The 24,064-nt window shown below is 41.6% G+C and carries 12 protein-coding genes; 4 read left to right on the top strand and 8 right to left on the bottom strand.

Annotation, left to right across the window (positions count from 1 at the left end; all coding sequences use genetic code 11):
- Positions 1-4: 4 nt before the first annotated feature.
- The 5 genes from ggt to QQK00_RS16115 form a co-directional block, all read right to left on the bottom strand.
- Entirely contained in the window at positions 5-1,702 is a 1,698-nt protein-coding gene (ggt, locus tag QQK00_RS16135; protein WP_284218706.1) for a gamma-glutamyltransferase, read from the bottom strand.
- Positions 1,703-1,990: 288 nt separating this feature from the next.
- Positions 1,991-3,247, bottom strand: a complete 1,257-nt coding sequence (locus QQK00_RS16130) for an ammonium transporter (protein WP_284218705.1) — start codon at positions 3,245-3,247, stop codon at positions 1,991-1,993.
- A 27-nt stretch (positions 3,248-3,274) separates the two neighbouring features.
- Positions 3,275-3,613 carry a P-II family nitrogen regulator gene (glnK, locus tag QQK00_RS16125; protein WP_136251396.1) on the bottom strand — a complete coding sequence of 113 codons (339 nt, stop codon included), beginning with the start codon at positions 3,611-3,613 and terminating at the stop codon, positions 3,275-3,277.
- Between the two features lie 179 nt (positions 3,614-3,792).
- Complete coding sequence (mrcB, locus tag QQK00_RS16120; RefSeq protein WP_284218704.1) at positions 3,793-6,105, bottom strand: penicillin-binding protein 1B; 2,313 nt, start codon at positions 6,103-6,105, stop codon at positions 3,793-3,795.
- A gap of 266 nt (positions 6,106-6,371) precedes the next feature.
- The gene (locus QQK00_RS16115; protein WP_284218703.1) at positions 6,372-8,429 is read right to left on the bottom strand and encodes a methyl-accepting chemotaxis protein; all 2,058 of its coding nucleotides are present in this window, start codon (positions 8,427-8,429) and stop codon (positions 6,372-6,374) included.
- Positions 8,430-8,756: 327 nt separating this feature from the next.
- Between QQK00_RS16115 and QQK00_RS16110 the strand changes: the two genes are divergently transcribed.
- From QQK00_RS16110 to QQK00_RS16100, 3 genes are all read left to right on the top strand, one after another.
- Complete coding sequence (locus tag QQK00_RS16110) at positions 8,757-9,974, top strand: lytic murein transglycosylase (RefSeq protein WP_284218702.1); 1,218 nt, start codon at positions 8,757-8,759, stop codon at positions 9,972-9,974.
- A gap of 156 nt (positions 9,975-10,130) precedes the next feature.
- Positions 10,131-11,000: a formyltetrahydrofolate deformylase gene (gene purU, locus QQK00_RS16105; protein WP_284218701.1), complete on the top strand. Its 870-nt coding sequence runs from the start codon at positions 10,131-10,133 to the stop codon at positions 10,998-11,000.
- A gap of 221 nt (positions 11,001-11,221) precedes the next feature.
- The gene (locus QQK00_RS16100; RefSeq protein WP_284218700.1) at positions 11,222-13,405 is read left to right on the top strand and encodes a M3 family metallopeptidase; all 2,184 of its coding nucleotides are present in this window, start codon (positions 11,222-11,224) and stop codon (positions 13,403-13,405) included.
- A gap of 40 nt (positions 13,406-13,445) precedes the next feature.
- Here the strand turns inward: QQK00_RS16100 and QQK00_RS16095 are convergent, their stop codons facing one another.
- Entirely contained in the window at positions 13,446-14,816 is a 1,371-nt protein-coding gene (locus QQK00_RS16095; RefSeq protein ID WP_284218699.1) for a 3-deoxy-D-manno-octulosonic acid transferase, read from the bottom strand.
- A complete protein-coding gene (locus QQK00_RS16090; protein ID WP_284218698.1) occupies positions 14,813-17,521 on the bottom strand; it encodes a PAS domain-containing hybrid sensor histidine kinase/response regulator in 2,709 nt (902 codons plus the stop codon). The genes QQK00_RS16095 and QQK00_RS16090 overlap by 4 nt, the downstream gene beginning before the upstream one ends.
- Positions 17,522-17,699: 178 nt before the next feature.
- Between QQK00_RS16090 and QQK00_RS16085 the strand changes: the two genes are divergently transcribed.
- Complete coding sequence (locus QQK00_RS16085; protein WP_284218697.1) at positions 17,700-20,612, top strand: sigma 54-interacting transcriptional regulator; 2,913 nt, start codon at positions 17,700-17,702, stop codon at positions 20,610-20,612.
- Positions 20,613-20,668: 56 nt separating this feature from the next.
- Here QQK00_RS16085 and QQK00_RS16080 read toward each other — a convergent pair whose 3' ends face one another.
- Positions 20,669-23,956 carry a ligand-binding sensor domain-containing protein gene (locus QQK00_RS16080; RefSeq protein ID WP_284218696.1) on the bottom strand — a complete coding sequence of 1,096 codons (3,288 nt, stop codon included), beginning with the start codon at positions 23,954-23,956 and terminating at the stop codon, positions 20,669-20,671.
- Positions 23,957-24,064: the final 108 nt, after the last annotated feature.

The following is a 24,064-nucleotide window of genomic DNA, read 5'->3' as shown; positions in this document are numbered from 1 at the left end:
GAAATCAATACCCTGCCGCTTGTCCGTCTTTTCTAGATTCAGACGCCCCATAATATACCTTCTCTTGGGCGTCATACAAAATTGCTTGATAGCCGCCAAACGCGCCCACAACGTCCTGCAATTCATGCCCTTTTTTCATTAATTCTCGTCTAGTATTCACAGAAAAACCTGACTCTAGGCTGACGTAGCCACCATCTGTCATTATATCGCCTTCGGGGGAGCTAGAACCAGAATGTAAAATTCTTGGCGCATCTCCCGCTTCCTGCAAGTTCATTCCAAAATCGATCATATTGATAATAATCTGCGCATGCATCTGAGGCTGTGTACCACCGCCCATCACTCCAAAACTCATTAGAGGGGTATTGTTCTTTGTTACAAAAGCCGGAATTATTGTATGGAAAGGCCTTTTACCTGGCGCATATTGATTAAAATGCCCTTTTTCTAAAGCAAACATCTCACCACGATTTTGTAACACAAAGCCTAAATCGCTTGGGATCATACCAGAGCCCATCCCTCTATAATTACTCTGAATAAGTGAGACCATATTGCCAAATTTATCTGCCACAGTGAGATAAATGGTATCACCGTCATTAAGACCTGCGTCTACTCTTTTCGCTGCGTGGTTTGGTGATATAAGCGCTTGCCTTTTTTTAGCATACTCTTTCGAAATAAGCTCAGAAATAGGGATATCATTGAATGTAGGATCTGCATAATATTTAGCTCGGTCTTCAAATGCGAGTTTCTTTGCTTCCACAAAAGTATGAACAAACTCAGCAGAATGTCTTCCCATACTTTCCAAGTCATATAGCTCAAGAATATTCAAGATTTGCAATGCCGCGATGCCCTGACCATTAGGCGGTAGTTCCCAAACGTCATAGCCACGGTAATTTGTCGAAACAGGTTCTACCCACTCAGAATAATGAGCAAGCATATCCTGATATGACAAAAATCCACCTTGAGACTTTACAAAGGCACCGATGGTGCGGGCGATATCACCTTTGTAAAAAGCATCTCTGCCGCCCGACGCTATTTTTTCATAGGTCGATGCTAAGTTGGGATTTTTAAAGACTTGTCCTTTTTTAGGGGTTTTACCATTGATCGTAAACGTCTCAGAAAAACCGGGATAGTGGCCTATTCTTTCTTGATTTACTTCTAAATAATAAGCAATTAACTCAGAAACAGGAAAGCCCGTGCGTGCATATTCGATAGCAGGCGCAAGCAATTCGTCCATCCCCATAGAACCAAAACGTTCTTGCAGCATAAACCAACCGTCAACAGCTCCCGGCACTGACAACGGTAACGCACCAAATTTTGGTATTTTACTTATGCCTTGCGCTGTAAAATAATCCATATTCAAGCTTTGTGGACTGCGACCTGATGCATTAAGACCATAGAGCTTTTTAGTTTCGGCATCCCACACTATCGCAAACAAATCACCACCAATACCGCACCCTGTAGGCTCCACTAGGCCTAACATTGCATTTGCAGCAATGGCCGCATCAATTGCATTCCCACCACTTTTGAGTACGTCTAAAGCAACCTGTGAAGCCAAAGGTTGGCTTGTTGCCACCATGCCACTTTGTGCGATAACTTCTGAACGCGAAGCAAACGATTCGCCAGTAATCCGGTCATATGCAAAGACGTTAATACTAGTAATAAGTAAAACGACAATAGGTAAAAATCGATATTTTATAGCAGCCATATTATTCTTATCATTGTTGATTTATGTCGCAGAAACCCTGTACAGCGCTTTCATTGCATGTCATCTACAAACGCTTCTATACCCCTGATATCTATATATTTTATGAAGTAAACACCTCATATTCGCTAGATTAGCACTCACAGCTTGAATATACAAAAACCCCGCAATAAATGCGGGGCTTTAAGAATGCTGATTGAGTATAAAGTGGCGACTGATTTATTCTTCTTCTGTCTTATTCTTATTATTTTCAGTCTGCCGTTTTAACTCAAAATCAATATAAACGAATGATTATGAACGCTTTGTAGTGAAGTCAGGATAAGCTTCTAATCCACACTCACTCATATCAACGCCTTCATACTCTTCTTCTTCACTTACACGTACACCGATGATAGCTTTGATGATGAACCAAGCCGCTAAGCTAGTGGCAAATACCCAAACAAAGATAGTCAATGCACCAATGATCTGGCCTGAGAACGTGGAGTTCTCACCGTTAGTAATTGGTACAAGTAATAAACCAAGTAGGCCAACCACACCGTGAACAGAGATAGCGCCCACTGGATCGTCAATTTTAAGCTTGTCTAGGCCAATGATACTAAACACAACCAATATACCGCCTACAGCACCAAAGATAGTCGCTTGCAGTGCAGTTGGCGTTGAAGGCTCGGCAGTAATAGCAACCAGACCAGCTAGTGCACCATTTAACGCCATAGTCAGGTCGGCTTTACCGAATAAAACGCGAGCAATCAGCAAAGCGGCAACAGAACCACCAGCAGCAGCTAAATTAGTGTTCATAAATACCACTGCTACCGCGTTGGCACTTTCAACTGAAGCAGTCGCTAGCACAGAACCACCATTAAATCCAAACCATCCCATCCATAAAATAAATGTACCTAAAGTAGCCAATGGTAGGTTAGCTCCGGGAATTGCGATTGTTTTTCCATCAGCTGTGTACTTACCTTTACGAGCGCCAAGTACCAACACACCAGCAAGTGCGGCAGCAGCACCAGCCATGTGCACAATACCTGAACCAGCAAAGTCTGAGAAACCATTGTCACCGAGGCTATACAAACCAAAAACTTTTTCACCACCCCAAGTCCAAGCGCCTTCCATAGGATAGATAAAACCAGTCATAACAACAGCAAACAACAAGAATGCCCATAGCTTCATGCGCTCAGCTACAGCGCCCGATACAATAGACATTGCAGTTGCAACGAACACTACTTGGAAGAAAAAGTCAGCAGATGGTGCATAAGTTGCTGCATCTTCAGCAACGCCAGTTGCACCATCGCCTGTTATGCTTGACAAGAACGCAGTTGCAGTACCGATTGAGTCACCATACATAATTGCGTAGCCACACACCATGTACATGATACAAGCGATAGAATATAGCGCGATGTTCTTAGTTAAAATTTCGGTTGTGTTTTTTGCGCGAACAAGGCCTGCTTCTAACATAGCAAAACCGGCTGCCATCCACATGACAAATGCGCCGCAAACTAAAAAGTAAAAGGTATCTAATGCATACCCAAGTTCGAATGTGATTTCCATTATTGTTCTCCGTAAATAGTTAACGCATTAAAGCGCGTCTGCGTCAGCTTCACCGGTACGGATACGCACCGCTTGTTCAAGGTCGTAAACGAACACTTTGCCGTCACCAATTTTGCCAGTTTTAGCTGCGCCTACAATGGCTTCAACCAAACGTTCTACTTGATCATCTTGTACTGCGATTTCAAGCTTAACTTTTGGTAGGAAATCCACTTGATATTCTGCACCACGATAAAGTTCAGTGTGTCCCTTTTGACGACCGAAGCCTTTCACTTCAGTAACGGTTAGACCGTCGATACCAATTTCTGATATCGCTTCACGAACATCATCTAGCTTAAAAGGCTTAATGATTGCAGTGACTAGTTTCATAGATTGCTCCTGCTGTAATTAAAATGTGTAACAAATATTTTCAGCAGTGATTCAAGGAAAATGCCAACTTTAAAAAGACATGTATTTCATACACTTAAGAATTAGTGTGGTAAAAAACAGACAAAAATTCGCACAAATATAGTGCATCAAATAAATTACGCACCAAAGGCGAACATTTATTAATTGCCAAACAATTTCTGCCACCATGTTTTAGGTTTTTTAGTTTGTGGAAGGGGCGCTTCTGTTATTTTATTGTTGCATTTAGCGCGTATAGGTAAGAACTGTTTAATTGCAGGAACACTGAGTACATCACCGCAACCTGGCGTAGTAAGCTCACCAGTACCAGCATTAAAATGTGCAATCATTAAGCTTGATGGAAAGCGTTGTGATAAGTTTTTAGGTGTTTGCTGCTTCTGAAATTCACTAAAAATCACCAAAGCACCGCTAGCGCCTGACATATAGATGGGTTTATTCTCGTCGTTTCCTAGCCAAACAGATGTCACTAAATGTCGGTCAAAACCTGCAAACCAACTATCTCTATAGTCATCTGTCGTCCCCGTTTTACCTGCCATGTTTACACTTGGAAACTGCTCAGATAGACGCTTAGCAGTACCTACCCTAGTGACTTTGTTTAGCGCGTAATTTAACAAATAACTCGCATCTTCGTTAACAACTTGTTCATAAACATCCTCTCGTCGCCAAATCACTTTATTGTCATGCGTCGAGACTGCACTAAGAGAGTGCAAAGGCCTAAACTCGCCTTTATTTGCTATCGTTTGATACACTTGATTGACTGATAATGGTGTTAGTTCAATGGCGCCAAGTGCTATAGAGGGCAGCAATGTTGGCCGCTTGTCTGCACCCAAGTCATTTAATATATCGACAACCTTATCTAAGCCAAGCGCCAATGCTAAATTAACCGTAGGCACATTATACGAATGCACTAGCGCATCGATGAGTGGCACGTGTCCTCGGAACGCCTTATCAGCATTGAGTGGTTTCCAACGTTTTCCACCTGCATCATCAAGTGATATTGGTTTATCTTCAAGCTGTGTCGCTAGATTGAAGCGCTCAGGTTCAGTTAAAGCACTTAAAAACACCACCGGCTTAATTAAAGAACCGATCGGCCTAGACGCATTAAGGGCACGATTAAATCCTGCGTAGTCAGTATTTTTTCCACCGACAATTGCCCGAATGCCACCACTGTCTATATCGGTAACTACCATTGCAGCATCAAGATCTGGCAGCTTTTTGTTTTGCTTGGCCTTAATTACTTTTTTTACCGCTGCTTCCGCGCGTCGTTGAACATTTATGTCTAAGGTAGTATATAACTTAATCCCTGACTGCTTTAACTCAGGTGCAGCAATAACTTCATCAATTTCTTGTCTTACCTTATCCATGAATGCTGGGTGTTTGCCGGAGGCTAAACTCGAACTTGATGCCGTTTTTAACGGCTTAACTAAGGCCGCTTGATACTCTTGAAGATCTAGGTGTTTGCCTTCAAATAGTACACGAAGTACCAAGTTTCGCCTTTCTTGCGCACGCGCCTTATGTCGAACAGGATGATAATATGACGGTCCTTTTACCATGCCAACCAAGGTTGCTATTTCATCAAGTGCGAGCTCAGACAAGGGTTTATTGAAATAAAAATGGCTAGCTAATCCAAAGCCATGAACGGCTACCGCACCGTTTTGTCCCAAAAATACTTCGTTGATATAAGCGTTTAATATTTCTTGTTTGGTATACCTAAAATCAATGACAACCGCCATCGCTGCTTCACGTATTTTACGAATGTAACTTCTCTCTCTAGTAAGATATAAGTTCTTTACCAATTGCTGAGTTAAAGTACTGCCTCCTTGAACGGTTCTTCCTGCGGATAGATTGGCAAATAACGCGCGAATGATTCCCAGAGGCGCAATGCCATGATGTTCATAAAAATCTTTATCCTCAACGGCTAGTAGAGCGACTTTTAGCATCTCAGGGATATCTTCATCCAGCAGCAACATTCGATCTTCGTCTAAGCCACCGACCAATCTAGAAACAAGCCAGGGTTCAAGCATTATTCGACGAGATTGCTGCTTTGTATGTGGCAAGCGTATCTGATGAATTCGCTTATTCTGCCATTCTATTTCAACCATTCTCTCTGGCGCATCCAGCGCGATGTACTCAAACGCGCGTCGATAGATCTTGACCGAGTGTTGGGTGATAGTATATTCACCCACTTGCTTAACCTTGTTAACTTTCCGGTAACCCAACAGAGTTAATTCGTCTTCTACTTCATGAGGTGTTATTTCTTGTTGTAGGGTCAAAACAAGCGGACGCGCATATACTTGAGCAGGCACTTCCCACTTATTTCCAGCAAAGCGTTCTTTTATTTGGGCATCAATATAAAAAAGGTAACTGCCTATCAGCACAATGATGACTAATGCCAATTTGAAAAAATGCTTTTTAAACCATCTAAAAGGTGCTGTTAATATCTGGATAATTTTCAAAATTCTCTACGGTCTATTTATTGGCTATTTGTCGCCAAAAACGTGAATTGGTTTCAATAATACCACCGATAGAAATGACTTTTCGACGTTAACTGAATAGAAAATGTAAAGAAATTTAAAGTCCTTAAGCATAATACTTTGTGAAAGGCGACTACTGAGCCATTCATTTAGAATTGAAAAGGCAGCCATAGAAATGACTGCCAAGCTAAATTTTACGTGTCTATAGGTTCTTGACTAAATCTGCTTAATCAAATAAACAGCAAACGCTAGCTAAGACGAAACTCGCCAACATGTTCCTCTAGCTTTTCTGCGATAGCATTTAATTCATGAGTGTCTTCAGTCGTTTCAGCATTTGTCTGGCTAATGAGTTCACTATCGTCGCGGATAGCGACAATGCGTTCATTTATTTCATTGGATACACTTGACTGCTCCTCAGCCGCAGTCGCAATTTGTATTGCCATTTGCATAATATCGTCCAATTTATTTTTCACCAAATTGAATGACTCAGCAGTTTCAGTCACTATTTCGCGTGCTTGAGAGTTTTCAGCCTGAAGATTAGTCATATTCGACGTTGCTTGCGTTGCACCTACCTGAAGCGCTTCGATTTGTTGACGTATTTGCTCGGTAGATTCTTGGGTTCGGCTCGCTAAACTTCTCACCTCATCTGCGACGACAGCAAAGCCTCTTCCTTGCTCACCAGCCCTTGCAGCCTCGATAGCTGCATTTAACGCAAGTAAGTTTGTTTGTTCCGCAATACCTTGGATAACATTCAATACATTGCCAATTGATTCACTTTCTTTATTTAGTGCTTCAACCACTTCCATGGTTTTACCCAATTCGTTGGTTAAAGACGACATCATGCCATCACTTTCTTGCGCTTTATTGGAACTTTCAATAGACACGTCATGCGCTTCCTGCACCGAACGGGACGTATCAGTAGCCATAGTAGAAACAGATTGAATAGTTGCCGTCATTTGGTTGACCGCCACAGAAATACTGTCTGTTGCAGACAATTGATTCTGCGATAGTGACGCCGATTTGTTCATCGCATCGACCATCGTTTTCGTCGTACCATTAATTTGATGAGACTCATCTTCAACTTTCGCTAACGTACTACTAAAACTCTCCAATAAAGAATTAAATGCATCACTTAATTCCTTAAGTTCATCCTCACCATCTACAACAAGCTTTGCGGTCATGTCTTTTTCGTTTGCAAGGTAAGTGAAATTCTTTACCATTTGCTTCAGTGGGTTTGTGATACTTCTCGCTATTGCCGTCGACGTAACAATAATAAGCACGACAAGCAACGCCATAATCAGTGCAGTTACGAATACCTTATCGTTAGATTCATCTATTAGTGAGTCTTTTTTACTGATTAACTCGCCTAACACGACGTTGATAGTATCCTCATACAAAGCAAGTTCCTTTGCCGTCATATTTCCCCAATCAAGACTTGGATCTACGGGTACAGGTTTATTTTGCTTGTTGTACACATCGCTTCTTGCAAATAGTCCAACTTCTCCTGCCGCTCTGTAATCAGGATGATTAAGCATAGCATCAAATGCTGCACGGCTGACCCGCGGGGCAAACGCTCTAAATAACTCCTGTAAATATCCAATTTTTTGTACACTTGCATAGATTTCACCAAAAATATAGATATCCAAGGCATTGTAGATAGCCGCATACACCATACTGTTATGAAAAGAAGTTTCCATACTCGCTTGTAATAGGTTGTAATAAGCATTCGCAATATTACTTAAAGCTTCGTTTTGTGAAGACAATGCTGCAATTTCACTCATCGAATTAACTAAGCGGCGAATAACGACCGTCATCTCCCACATTGTGTGCAATTCTCTGCCGAACGCATTGTCGTCCATGTACTCTTTAGACAAATGTACTTGCTGATCTACCGCACCACGAATGTACTCTAAATTATTAAGAAGCCCTTTTAGTTCACCAAGATTAGTGTATAACTCTTGAAACTGGGCGAGTGATTCGTCATGAGCCTCTGCAAAGGCGGCAAAGGCGGTTTCTGCTTCTGAAGATTTTCTGCGTGCGCTATTCAATAAGGCACTCACGTCTTTATTGCTGTTTTGTTTTTGATCAATATGTAAACGACTGTAAAATGACTCTTCTAACAACGCAGCAAGTAAAGGGTAAGATACATCTGCGTAATCAAGCACTTCGTTGAGCTTCGTTATTTGTTGTTTTTGTTTTACAGCATCGATGAGACGCTCAGTAGATAAAGCAACAATTGCGAGTAAGGGAAGCAACACTAGAATCAGTATTCTAGTCCGAATTGATATAGCGCTAAGCAGATTCATATTTAATATTCACCAGGGCAAATTTGTGACATTTACAACAGGCAAAAACCAAACCGAAATTGCGTCCCTTGTACAATTTTAATTACTACCAGAGGCCTACCTGCAAATCACTGCTGACTAATCCTATTCAACAATTATCTAACTCCTATTGTTAACGGTATCTTCAATTATTTCTTTAACATCAATCAGGCATCCAAATACCGCAACGAAAACTGGCTCTAGAACAGCTGCATGTACTCAATTACGAATAATAGCAATTGAGTACATGCACGCTTTTAGTTAAAGTGCCAACTAAGTAATTATTGTTTACATATCAACAGGATTGTTTTGAACAAATTATTTTTAAGCTTGTTAAGTTCAGCCGCTCTACTAGCATTGTCTCATCAGACGCACGCGGATGAGTTAGCCGCCCAAATTGACGAACAACGTCAGCTATTTTCGACGTGTTTGAGTGAAAAATCCGAACTAGCGCTTGCCGCTGGCGTAAGTAACGAGCGAGTTAAACAAGAATTTTCAAATTTAAAATTTGTGCCACGTGTCATTGAACTTGATCGCCGGCAACCTGAGTTTATATCGACTTTCCCAAACTATTACTCTAAGCGTGTCAATGCTTGGAGGATTGATAAAGGACGCGAAAAGTATACTGAGTACCGAGAGTTTTTAAGAGAATTAACCAAAAAGTATGGCATTCCAGGACATTACCTCATTGCATTTTGGGGTTTAGAAACCAACTATGGCGGCTACAAAGGTAAAATGTCTACCTTGGATTCATTAGCAACGCTTGCTTGTGACCAAAGACGAGGCGCATTTTTTACTAAAGAATTGTTTTTGGCCCTGAAACTAATGGACAGAGAAAACCTAGTAAAAGAAACCATGATAGGTTCATGGGCAGGTGCAATGGGACATACTCAGTTTATGCCATCAAGTTACACGCAATATGCAATTGATGGCGATGGCGATGGCGTTGCGAACTTATGGGAAAGTGAGAAAGATGCACTAACGTCTGCCGCACATTTTTTATGGAAATTAGGTTGGACACCAGGCCTGCGTTGGGGCAGAGAAGTAATACTACCTAGTGACTTTAATTATCAGTTGGCAAACTCTGATAAAAAAACGGTATCCGAATGGCAGCAAATTGGCGTAACTAAAGCAGACTCTACTGCATTAGGAAACAGTGATATTTTAGCAAAACTGATTGTGCCGGCTGGCCACAAAGGTCCAGCCTTTTTAGCCTACGATAACTTTAAAACAATCCTACGTTGGAACAACTCAGAATTTTATGGTATCGCAGTGGGCCGATTAGCCACGAGAATAACCGGCGGAGGCGAGCTTGTCGCTGGACTTCCCGACATCCCGGCATTCAGCATTGCTGAAATGGCTGTTGTTCAGCGAAACCTAAATGCACAAGGTTATGATGTAGGCGTTGCGGATGGCATTATGGGCCCTGCAACGCGAGACGGTATTAGACGCTTCCAGACTGACAACAAGCTTGTTGCGGATGGTTTCCCTTCTCCTGAGACCTTATCGTTGTTGAGAAGTAAGTAATTGGCAGCAATATACAAGGTTAAATATACGAATAGGGAGTAAATCGCTTGAGAAAGTACCAAAGATAAGTATGATGCGTGGTCAAATTTTTTAATCCAGTGTTGCAAGGTATTTCCTGAATACCCCTTGCGTGATCAACTAGGGAAGGAAAACAAATTGTCTTCAACCATACGCCTAATCATCGACTGTCCTGATAAAGTAGGTCTTGTTGCTTCGGTTTCGAATTTCTTGGCGCAACATAGTGTCAATATTTTGGAAGCCAGTCATCATACTGATAAGCAGCAAAATCGGTTTTTCATGCGTCATGAAATTGTCGCCAGCGACGACTATTTAAGCGGCGAGCATAAACAATTTGACGAAGCTGAATTTCGTAAAGATTTTTCAGCGCTTGCGGTCAAATACGAGATGAATTGGTCCCTAAAGAATGCATGTAAAAAACCACGCGTTGTATTGCTGGCAAGTCATGAGTCGCACTGCCTTAATGACGTATTACACCGCTGGCATACAGGTGAATTAGTTTGTGAAATTCCTTGTATCATAGCTAATCATGAAAAAATGCGTCAATACGCTGATTGGTATAAAGTCCCCTTTCATTACATTGATTTTTCAGACAAAGCGCGGGCGTTTGCTGAAATTAATAAACTACTTCACTCATACAATACTGATTTAGCAGTACTTGCTCGTTTCATGCAAATAGTGCCAGACCAGATCTGCCAAGAGTGGGCTGGTAAGATGATAAATATCCATCATAGTTTTTTACCATCATTTGCGGGTGCAAAACCCTATCAACAAGCCTACGACAGGGGCGTTAAACTCATAGGAGCTACCTGTCACTATGTCACTAAAGATCTTGATGAAGGCCCAATAATTGAGCAAGAAGTCATGCGTATTAGCCATAGTGATGGTGTTGAAGACATGGTGCGAAAAGGCAAGCGATGTGAAATTAACGCCTTAGCAAACGGTATTCGCTACCACCTTGAAGATCGGGTTATCATTTGTCAGCACAAAACGGTAGTTTTTGACTAGGCGCATTGGTCTTCGCCGTTTAATTTCTAACACGCAGTTTTCAAAAAAACTAACGCCCCTCAAGTACTTGAATTAAAAATTCAGGTATTTGTATGCGTTATTCACCAAAATTACATCGAAATGCAGTTGTTTTACTTATAAATCTCATTATATTTGAGATAACACTTAGTTCAATCCGCCCTAAGTGAACATAAAAATAATAGTATAGTAGGACGACAGAAATGAAAAAAATGAAATTCAGTGCCATCGCATTTGCGGTGACGCTAACGCTATCTGGTTGCTCAAAGCCAGAGCAAGACAGCAGCGCCGAAACATCTACCACTGAAAACCAAGCAGCCATGAGCGACGCAGTTACGCCTAATCCGTTACTTCTCGAGTTTTCGGGTCCATATGAAGGTGTACCGGCATTTGATAAGATGGATTTGAAATATCTTGCACCAGCTCTTGACACTGGGATGGAAAAATCACTTGTCGAAATTGAAAGCATTGCAAATAATACTGAAGATCCCACTTTCGAAAATACCATTGTCGCGATGGAGCGCGCAGGCCAAGCGCTCAATCGTGCGTTTACTTATTACGGTATTTGGCGATCAAACCTTTCTAGCCCCGAGTTTCGTGAAATACAACGGGAAATTACGCCGAAAATTAGCGAATATTCCTCTAAAATCACCCAAAATGCTAAACTTTTCAAAAGAATAGAAACAGTCTATAAAAGCGACGCGTTTAAAGCCTTAAGTGAAGAAGAAAAGAGAATTACCACTGCACGCTACAACAACTTTGTTGGCAGTGGTGCTACGCTTGATGAAGCGGGTAAAAAGCGCTTTGCAGAAATCAATCAACGCTTAGCGGAATTACATCGTCAATTTGGCGCAAATGTACTTGCGGATGAAGAAAACTATGTGCTTTATTTGGACGACTCACAGCTAGATGGGCTACCAGACTCATTTGTCAAAGCGGCAGCTGGTATGGCTGAAAGACGAGGAGAAGAAGGTAAATACGCGGTGACTAATTCACGCTCGTCGATGGATCCCTTTCTAACTTATTCAACAAATAGAGACCTGCGAGAAAAAGTTTGGAATACCTACTATAACCGTAGCGATAACGGCGATGAATATGACAATAACGCTGTCATTAAGGAAATATTAAGCCTTCGTCACGAACGAGTAAAAATGCTCGGATTTGACAATTATGCACAGTGGCGACTTCAAGATCGCATGGCAAAAACACCTGAAAATGCTATGACTTTGATGGAAAAAGTCTGGCCAGCGGCCTTGGCACGTGTATCTGAAGAAGTCGCTGATATGCAGGCGATTGCCGATCAAGAAGGCGCAGGTATCAAAATAGCCCCTTGGGACTACCGTTTTTATGCTGAGAAAGTGCGTAAAGCCAAATACGCGTTAGACTCAAATGAAGTAAAGCAATATTTGCAACTAGATAAACTGCGTGATGCTATGTTTTATGTCGCGGGGCGTTTATTTAACTTCGAATTTTCGGAGGTGCCCGAAGGCAGTGTTCCGGTGTTTCACGAAGACGTAAGTGTATGGGAAGTGAAAGACATAACATCAGGTAAACTTGTTGGTTTATGGTACCTCGACCCGTTCGCTAGACAAGGAAAACGTTCAGGCGCATGGGCAACGTATTATCGCAGCTACACAACTTACGACGGTGAAACCAATGTATTATCATCAAACAATTCAAATTTTGTTAAAGGTGCACCTGGCGAAGCGACACTCATCTCTTGGGACGATGCAGAGACCTATTTTCATGAATTTGGTCATGCCCTTCATTTCTTGGCAGCAGATGTAAAATACCCCAGTTCACACAATGGTGTTCGAGATTACACCGAATTTCAGTCTCAATTGTTAGAGCGATGGCTACTAACAGACGACGTAATCAACAGCTACCTTGTACACCACAAAACAGGCGAACCGATTCCAGCGGCACTAGTGGCCAAAATTAAAAGTGCAGCGACATTTAACGAGGGCTTCAAAACCACCGAATATATGTCATCTGCCATTATGGACTTGCTCTACCATACCACTGACCCGGCGACAATCGAACCGGATACATTTGAGAAAGAACAACTCGATAAACTCGGGATGCCAAGTGAAATAGTAATGCGGCATCGCTCACCTCACTTCCAACATGTATTTTCAAGTGAGGGATATGCGGCGGCTTACTATGGTTATATGTGGGCTGAAGTTTTGACGTCTGATGCCGCAGAAGCATTTGCACAATCGCCTGGCGGATATTATGACAAAGCGCTAGGCGATAAATTGGTACAATATTTATTTAGCGTACGCAATGCAATGGATCCCGCAGAGGCGTACCGCCAATTTAGAGGCCGAGACGCCGAGGTAGAGGCACTCATGCGTGACCGTGGTTTTCCAGTTGAAGGCGAATAAGCCATAACAGCAACGGGTGTATTCAATCTTGCAATACACCCTAGTTTCTTAAAAAGTTGCCAAGTAAAGGGTGCAATAGCGTTAGCGTAGCGTCGACTGCACCTCTATTCCCGGTGACAACGTCTTTACCAGCATTACCTGCAGATACAGCTTTGTCGGAACACTGAAGCCATAGGCCACATTGTTTTGTTAGCGCTTCTTCGTTTTCAACAATTGACAAGGCACCTGATTGAGATAATTGTTTGCATATACCTGGGTTATTAAAAATACTTGGCCCCATTAACATGGGCTTTCCGTATGCCGCGCATTCAAGGGCGTTGTGACCGCCTTTTTCTACAAAACTCCCACCGATAAACGCAATATTGCAGACACTGTACGCCGCTTTTAGCCACCCCATAGCATTCAACACAAGAATATTAGGTGTTGCGTTACTTACCTTCAACACTTGCCCAGCATCGTCGACATGATCACTAAGTTTCTCAGTTATAAATCCACTGGCACTGCATAACTCATAAACGTCGCCAAAGCGATGAGGATGTCGAGGTACAACAATCAACACTAAATTAGGGTGCTTTTTCTGCAAGGACGAATATGACGACAACAATAGCTTTTCTTCAGGATCGTGAGAACTCGCAACAACAATAACTAGTTTGTCTGTCAATGCGAAATGTTTCGCTAGCACTTCCCCCTTGTCGGTGTCGGCAGCATCTAAAGAAATATCAAATTTCATATTGTGACAAAGGCGCAATTGGGATTTATAAATACCGACCGACAAGAAGTTGTCATAAGATGATTGATTTTGCGCACATATGTAGGTGAATTTCCGCAAAGTCGGTCGAAACAACTTACTTAGCCTTCGATAAGTAGGCACCGACTTATCACTCATTCTCGCGTTCAACAAACATATCGGAATGTTGTTTTCCCAACAAGCGTTAACTAAATTTGGCCATATTTCTACTTCAGTAATACAAACAAGCTTTGGAGCTACTTTTTTTAAAAAACGTCCAATGAAAAAAGGAATATCAATAGGTAAAAAATGATGCTGTACTTTCTGTTTAAACAATCCATAAGCATGAATTGCCCCGGTGACAGACGTCGTTGTCACCATTATCTTATAGTCGGGGTAGTCAACCAGTAAACGCGCAATGAGTGGCGATGCAGCATTTAACTCCCCGACTGACACGCAATGAACTAAGATATCCACGGATGTTGCACGCTGGTTAAGCACACCAAACCTTTCAGAAAAGCGTCGTTCATCTAAAATGTCAGACTGTTCATTCGTACTTACCGTTTTCTGGCTTAACTTTTTTCTACTTAAGAGTAAAATTATCGGTAATAGTATTGAGAGTATGAAAGTGTAGATGTACCGCCATATATGATGATACGGCGGTATTTTTACTGCATGGCTCATAAATTATTTGCAATCGCCTTAATTAATTGATGTTTATTGAATGGCTTCTGAATAATATCATTCATACCCACAGTATAACATTTAGTAACTTCGTCGCTGAGTACATGGGCAGTCGCAGCAACTATTGGAAGATTGCGCCGCTGCGCATCGGTTGATTTACGAATATACTGGGTACATTCATAACCATCCATTTCGGGCATCTGACAATCCATCACAATGAGGTCAATGTCATCATGTGCTGAAAGCTTTTCTAAAGCATCTACCCCATTTTCTGCCATCGTAATTTTAGCCACCAAATCATTTAGCATCTCATAGAAGATTAACCTGTTAATTTCGTTATCCTCTACAATAAGTAAGTGCTTACCTTCAAGTTTTCCTTCAGATAGACGCATGAACGATTGATAGAAGGACTCGGCTGCCAATAGGTATTGCGTTACCCGCTCACCGATATCTTGACTGGTAGCGACCTCCACGACACAATCGACAAAGTCTTTATGTATAACATCACCTAGCTTAGACGATTTAACAAATAGTAAAAGCTGTTGTTTACTCAGCAACCGCTCTACTGCTCGTTTAACCACATCGGCTGGTTTTGTAATTTGTTCCAAAGGCACCAGCACTAGCTTAATAATATCATTGGATTTAAGGACCTGCAGCATCTGCGTTTCGCTTGTTGCTGGCACAATAGTTAAATTAAGACCATCGGCTACTTTCAACCATTGATTTCGTTCGTTACTTTTTACTAGCACAAGTATCGGTGGCAATTTTAGTATTTTGTTTGAAGGTTTTGCGTGCTGCGCTGTCTCATACGGCACCGTAAACCAAAAAGTTGAGCCTCGCCCTAATTCGCTGTCTACGCCCATACGCCCACCAATATTACTAACGAGGTTTTTGCTAATCGCTAGGCCTAAACCGGTGCCATCATATTGCCGCGCATAGGACATGTCTAACTGCCGAAATGCCTCAAATAACATTTCCTGATCACTATCTTTTATACCTGGTCCTGTGTCTTCGACAGAAATCCTTAGTTCGTTATCTCTGCTAGCCGCGATATTAAGTTTGATGCCGCCTTGCGTCGTAAATTTAACTGCATTAGACAATATATTATTTATAATTTGTTCGAGTTTTTCTGCATCTGCCACAATACTATCCGGTACGTCATCAGCAATGCTGACAGAAAACGTAATCCCTTTCTTCTCACTTGCAACGGTATGCGTAAATGCGACTTGTTGTATTAGTGTAGACACAGAAAATTGGGAATTGTGAACATCATCCGGATACTCTTCTAATTTTGCATAGGTAAGAATCTGATTCACTAGCGATAGCAGCGTTGATGCACTTTTTGTTAAGACGGATAAATATTCGTTTTGTTGCGCATCTAACTTTGTTTCGGCAAGAATCTCCGATACGCCCATAATGCCATTGATCGGCGTACGCAACTCGTGGCTCATATTCGCTAAAAAAGCACTTTTTGTGCGAATTCCTTTTTCTGCTTCAAGCGCCGAAAGGCGCATGTGCGTGATATCCTGAAATGCACCTTTCAACATCGCAGGCTCTCCATCAATAAACTCTACGTAACCCACTGCACGTACCCATATATCTCGTCTTGATGCAGTAATTAGAGGAAGTTCTAAATCATAGGGTTCACCCGTTTGCAATGAGCTTTCAACCGCTTTTTCTATAATTGGCCTTGACTGATTAGTATAAAAACCAATAGCTTTTTCAACGTCCATCGGTGTACCAATCGGTAAATCATGAATGCGATAGATTTCATCCGACCAATTTAACTCATTTGTCGCAATGTTTAAGGTGTAATGACCAATCTTAGCGATTCTGGCAATAGTAGTCAGGAGATGAGTATTTTCATCTAATTCGTGTTGCAGCCGCAACTGCTCCGTAATGTCGTTAATATAAAGCACATTCCCGTTTGAATTTTGCTCAGACAGTATTGGACTCAGTGCCATCACAAGGTGACGTGGTACGCCAGACAGTTCGACAACAAACTCTTTCTTTAACGCATGTTGCTCTGCGTACGCCATAAACAAAGCATCAAGCTTAGCCTTTTGCGCGCCAAATACGTCGATGATTGGTCGCCCAATGAGTTGTTCTAACGACTTATCTAACAGCTTAGTAAGGGAGGTGTTTACCCACGTAATAACATGTTGTTTGTCTGTAATAATCACACTGCTATTGCTTGCGTCAGCAAGTTGTATTAAGCGTTTATTATTGATCATTCGAATCCGAAGCGCGTCGGATAGCTGCAGGTCTCGATTGACTCTATCGTTGTTTTCTTGTGCTTGCGTTATATTAGCAACAACAAAATTTTCATTATTTAAAAGCAGGGTATTAAGGCCAATGCTCACATTGATTTTATTGCCCATTTTGTCGATGGAGGGAAATATAGTACCGTTTCCCATCTGCCTGCGTTGGGGGGCGGTAAAATATCGGTTAAACATTTCTTCATGACCAAATCGAAATTTTGGTGGCATCAACATGCTAATGGGTTGATTCAATAGTTCCTTGGGCTGATATCCAAAAAGATCTAATACGACACCGTTGCAATATCGAATATTAGAATATTTATCAACGAGTAATATCGCTGTTGTGCATGCCTCGAAAATTTCATTCAAGGAATCAGAAAATTCACCAGATAGATCAAGTAAGGCATTATTTGGCATACATTGTTTGAATACAAATTTGAGCACTATACTGCATACATAAGTGCATGGTTAAAGTTTACAATCAAATTGTTCAATTGCTACATTACCTAAAGCAAACTATTTGTCTAGGCAATTCTCGCTTAAGTTGATGTTTCGCTAAGAAATACCGATCTCATGCCGATACGTTATTATCTGCTAAATTTTCCGTGTACTCTTCATTTATATGGCTCAGAGCGATTTATCATTACAAAAACTAATCGATGGTTTAGCTGGAATGACACATTGCGATTACTTACGCTACAAAGAAGAACATGGTAAAGCGCAATATGATGCTGAATGCGGCGATGCTAGCACTGACATTGAGTCAATATTGAGCCGTAATGCTCCCGGCACAAAACAAATAGCCACATACGTCTCAGAGCAAATTTTATTCACATTTTCGATCATTTCGAATAACTACTTGTCGATTCAATTGACGGATACAGGCGATGCAAACGCAAATGAGCGACGAAACAGGACCAATACACATAGAACAAACCGCATTGCCACATTGTCATTTGTATCAATGTCAAGCCTGCCAGCTTGGCTCATATCGCTGGCTTCTGTGGAGCATCCATACACCTCTCAGCAAGAGGGCTTTATTGCGTTATTGTCACTCCTATATGTTCACTCACGACAAGTACGCGAATTTGAACGACTAAAAAGTGACCCATTGACTAAACTTCTTAGCAGAGAAGCGATACAACGTAAGATAGATGCGCAAGCAACGGACGCTGACATGCTACTTTGCCTCATTCACTGTAATGACTTTCAATTAATTAACCGAAAATTTGGTCAGTCAAAAGGCGATGAAGTACTACAAGAGATTTCTCTTATCTTAGGTCAACATACGCGTGCTGATGATATTTTGAGCCGCTTTGGCGGCGCGTTATTTGGTGTTGCGGCACATTCTGACGATATCGAAGACGGCTATCTATTAGCCTCAAAACTAAAAACTGCCCTAGAAGCAAATCCCTATCTCAACAGCGCCATTCGATTAACGTTTAATTTTGGGGTTGGCATTTACAGCCAACATGATGCCGAACATGATAACGCATCACCCTCTTCAATTATTATGAATAGGTCTGAAAAAGCGCTTAGAGCAGCGCAAAGTGATGAAAGCACCTCAATAATGTTGTGGGAAATAGGGAAATTTGACCACGATGAACAAGACTTTGACTATCTGGGTGGCATCTTCTCTGCTGACAACGTATCGAATTACAGAAATATGTTACTGCTCTGGGATATTTCCTCAATTATCGCTGACGAATACGAATTTGAAAAACTGATATTTAACGTTATTCAACGTTTAGCGTCTACCTTCGAATTCGAGTTTGCAGGTCTCATTTCACCTAAACAGCCTGACAACAATGTATTCTTATCATCCAATGACATAGCGGATATTAGCCAAGTAAATGCACTAGAAAGTAATGCGCAAGCGCTTTTACATACTTTGTCTGAAAAATCGCTTTCTGAACAACAAGTGATGGAGCATATAGAAAACGAGATGTGTTTTTTAGTCCTGCCCATGGGCATAAACCACGACGTCAGTTTTTTCATGTATGGCAATACTCAGCAATTTTCTTTGTCTCGAGATACAAACCAACTATTTGCCGGGTTTGCAAGGCAAATAGGGAAAGCGTTGCGCAGAAATCAACTTGAAGACGCCCTAAATAAAAACCTTGCCCAGCAAAATGCTAAACTCGTTGAAGAAGTTGAAACCTTAAAAACAGGCTTAAAATCAAGCACACTTATATACCAATCTGATGCAATGCAGCAACTGATGATACAAGCACAACGTGCCGCTAGAACCGACACTACAGTGCTCATTACCGGTGAAAGTGGTACTGGTAAAGAACGCCTAATACATGCGGTACACTCTCTTGGTCCTCGAGCGTCTGCGCCTTTAATCATTGTAGATTGCGGCTCGATTCCAGAAACACTCATTGAGTCCGAATTATTTGGCCATGCAAAAGGTGCATTTACTGGCGCGCAACACGAAAAAACAGGCAAAATTAAAGCCGCGGACGGCGGTACAATTGTATTGGATGAAATTGGTGAATTACCTTTGTCTATGCAACCTAAACTTCTGCGTTTCGTGCAAGAAAAGTATATAACCCCCATTGGCAGCACCAAGCAACTCGCGGTAAATGTCAAAATTGTCGCCGTCACTAATCGAAATTTAGAAACCGAAGTAGAAGCGGGTCGGTTTAGGCGAGATTTGTTTTATCGCCTGAATGTTATTACCCTGCATAATATTCCGTTACGCGATAGGGTCGACGACCTACCTCTACTTTGTCAGCACTTCATTACCCAGTTTTCAAAACGCTTTGATACGCCCAAAAAATATATTCAATCAGACACCTTAAGTCATATGCGCCAGTACACTTGGCCGGGGAATATTCGTGAGCTTGAAAATAAGCTAATGCAAGCCTTTCTGTTAAGTCAAACTGACGAAATTACACTTGAGGATCTTCGCTTAGATGCCCAGCATAATATGCAGTCAGTTGCGCTAGCAATAAGGTCAAGTACCAACACATCAGAAAGCGGCAGGGCAATATCGGCTCAACATACACCACCACCAGAAATTGCTGCTTCCCCTGAGGACAATCAAATCGAAAGCAAATTGCCGAACAATACAATTGTGCCAATAACCGATTCAGCAGAAAGTTGGCTTCAAACATTTTCAAATGCTATTCAAGCACTCGTGATTGAGGTGAATCAATCTCATGCGCACTACCACCTCAATATCGGCGAGCAAATAGAACTCTACTTATTCAGAGAATGCGAACTTGTATATAAAACAAATAAAGAAATAGCGACACGACTACAGTTACCCATTAGCACAGCACGCAGAAAAGTTAACAAAGCACTTAGTGCTAAACTCAAAGTAACCCTGCCTGCAAGCTGGACACCCGTTGCCAGTTTGCTAGATACCTTAATTACTAGTGATATCGTCGTCAAAGAACCACTTGCGGCTATTAAATGCGTGCTAGTTGACAAAGTGTTGCAAGAAAACACGTGCAACATGACACGCGCAGCCGCGCAAATTGGTGTGAGTGAGCCTACACTCTACAAATTAAAAAGGCAGCAATAAGAATTTCAAAACGCTCCGGTAGACATCAGCGCTACTTGTTCGTTGACCCATTCATACTAAGATTTTTTATGTGAAACCAGCTCAACAAAACCTTGTTGAATGGCAGCCTCTACATTTGCAGTGATTTGATTGAGTGCGGAATAGGGCAATAGCTCATTTTTAGGCAATATGCCTGTCCATGTATTTCGGCCATTTCCTTTTGATTCATAAAGCGCATTGTCAGCAAGAATATGCACGTGATCCCACGTTAATGCTTCAGGTGAAAACTGACTGAAGGGATATAAAGAAAATCCGATTGAGCTGGACAGGTGAATTGGCTGTGAAATTCCTAAATCAAATTCATGACTGGCAATAACGGATCTCACACGTTCAGCCAGTTGAGTTGCTTCTTTCGCTTGATTCACATGCCCCACAATTAAAAACTCATCTCCACCCCAGCGCACCACGATGTCGTTTACCCGGCAAACGTCTTTAAGCAAGTCTGCGACTTGTTCAATTACCTTGTCACCAACATCATGTCCATAAGTGTCATTAACCGGTTTAAAGCCGTCCATATCAAACATCAGAAAAAATATGCGAGGCGCAACCACTTGGCTATCCCCCAAACTTTGTTCGTCCATACCGGCAATGACTGCCGTAAACTTCTGCAACGCTTCTTTTGCGACACCCGGCAACACATTATTCAAATACCGACGGTTATGCAGCCCGGTCAATTGGTCAGTTACGCTGGCATTTAGTAGTTCTGTATTTAAGCGCTGTAATTCTTGCGTTCGCTCACTCACATCATTTTCAAGTTTTTCTAGGTAACGTTTTTCTCGTTCATTTCTCAACCTAAGCATCCGAGCAGCCACTAAGATGACTAACATGAACATAAAAAAGTAAACGATATACGCCCAAAACGATAGCCAAATGGGCGGCTTGACAACCAGTTTTATGCTTGCCCCTTCTTCATTCCAGTGCCCATCGCTATTCGCCCCAATGACTTGAAATGTATAGTCGCCAGACGGTAAGTTTGTATACACCGCTTTGTTGCCTTCACTCGCGTCGACCCAGTCAGGGTCAAAACCGATAAGACGATACTTAAACTTGTTATCGTCAGGCGAAACGTAATCAAGGCCAGCAAATTCAAACCCAACAAGGTAATCGTCATGTTGCACCACAATTTCATCTAGACTGTTTTTAATTACCGCAGGGTTGTATACGGTATTCAGTTTATGAAATTGTGTTATCTCTATCGGAAAATGCCGCTGTTCTTTCGCCAGTTGTTTGGGGTCAAAAATACTAATACCGCTGGTACTGCCAAATACTAGGCGACCATCTGGTAACTGGGTGTGTGACATAGAGTTAAAATTATTGTCTTTCAAACCATGGGCAGTGGTAAAAACCTTCATCTCAAAGGTTTTCGGATTGACTTTTACCAATCCTTTGTAAGTACTAGCCCAAATGTATCCATCTGCGGCGTACTCAATACCTGCAATACTATTCGAGGGCAAGCCATCTTCACGCACCAGCATTTGGTAATCAAATCTACCCGCTTGTAGGGTTTCTGCTGAAATATAAAGTAGGCCTCGTCCATTGGTAGCCACCCACATATTACCCTCACCATCTTCAGTGAAACCTCGAATAATCTCTTTTATTTTGTACTGTGTATCAAGTAGCCCGTTTACTCGATAGTTTGACTTGGTTCTTGGATTAAATATGTTTATGCCATCATCTAAGGTGCCGAGCCAAATCAAGTCTTCTGAACTTTCGTAGGCAGAAATTACGCGATTTGAGCTTAGGGTATATTGATCATCTTCATTTCGCGCGTAAGATATAAAAGCATTATCGCTCTCGTTGTATAAACTAATACCGCCACCAAAAGTAGTAAACCACATGTCCTTCTGTATATTCGCTAAGCGTAATATGTAAGGAATACCTGCTGCGCCAATACTCGAAGTATCATCTCTTTTATACTCATAGTGGTTAAATTCCAGCGTTTTCGGATTGAATTTACTCACACCTTTATTGCGATAACCAACCCATATTTCATTCTCATGCCGATACTTTACAGACATAACTTCCGCTTCTGCTAACCCTTGTTGTTGACTAAGCTGCACAGGTATATTCTCGACTTTGCCGGTAGATATCGTGACAAGGTCGAGGCCTTTTAGATTAGAGACCAATATCTTGTCATGGTTAATAATATCGATACCGGTAACATCAGCGCCGGATAAACTGACCCCCTGAATGCCGTCAGCGTCAATATTAGTAAAATACTTTGAAAATGTGTTCCATTTACTGATGCCAGAAAATGTCCCCACCCAAAAAATGCCGCTCTCGTCAATGAATATTGTATTGACCTCATCTGACACTAAAGAATCTGAATCGCGAGGATTCCGTCTAATAAAATTGAGGTCATGCGCCTGATTTGAGTAAGCCAAACCGCTATTAGTGGCTGCCCACAAGGTGTTGTCTTGGTCTTCTATTAATTCTTTAATATGCGTATCGCCAGAGGCAGGAATATGCGCAATTGTTGCAGCCACCTTGTCGCTCAGTAGGTCTTTCATATCCACCTTGAACAAACCCGATGACGCAGTGCCAACCCAAAGTGTATTGTTACTCGAAATATATAGTGTACTTACCGCAACGGATACAATTTCAGCATTTTTAATAAAGTGGCCGCGTAATGGTGTAAAGGCGTCAGACTGCGGTGAATAAAGATACAAACCTTTATTTTCTGTACCAAGCAAAAACTGCCAGTCACTTAAAGCCTGAAATGCTTTAATCTTTAGCTGCTCACCACTCTGAGCATAAAATTTTTGATGAGTAACTTTTTGTTTATCGGACGAATACTTATTTAATATGCCATCTGCAAGCATCCAGATTGTGTTTGACGCATCCAAATATAAATCACCAACTCTATTTGCACTTAAGCTTGCCGTGCCCTTTGATGCAAAAATTCTCTGCACGGTGTCTGAAACGGGATCAATAATATTTAGACCGTTATCAGTCCCCACCCAAATCAGGCCATTTTGGTCTTCGATAACTGAATTTATCCATGGCGCGGATAGCGTATTACTATCTTTAGGAGAATATAGGTAATGTTTAAGACTGTTGCCATCGTAGCGGTTTAAGCCATCTTGCGTCGCTAGCCACAAAAAACCTTTGTCATCTTGAAAGATATCCGTAATGCTATCGGAACTTAAGCCATCCTCCATCGTCATCTGCGAAAAACTGATATTTTTATATGCGCTTTCTGCCAACACTGTATCGTGATTAAGCAGGCTTATTAGCACTGCCAAGGTCGTGCTTACACGCTTGAACCCAGTGAGTAATATTAATGTTTGAAAAATAAGCTGCATATAGTTGTATCGGACTGCTGAATGTGTTCTTGATAGTAATGTAGCAAAGAATTTGTATCTTGCACTTTTGTTGTGCTTACATATAAAAAGAGCTTTGGAAATCAAAGC

It is taken from the genome of Agaribacter marinus, from assembly GCF_030160655.1.
Lineage (GTDB): Bacteria > Pseudomonadota > Gammaproteobacteria > Enterobacterales > Alteromonadaceae > Glaciecola > Glaciecola marina.
This window is presented reverse-complemented; position numbering and strand designations above follow the sequence as displayed.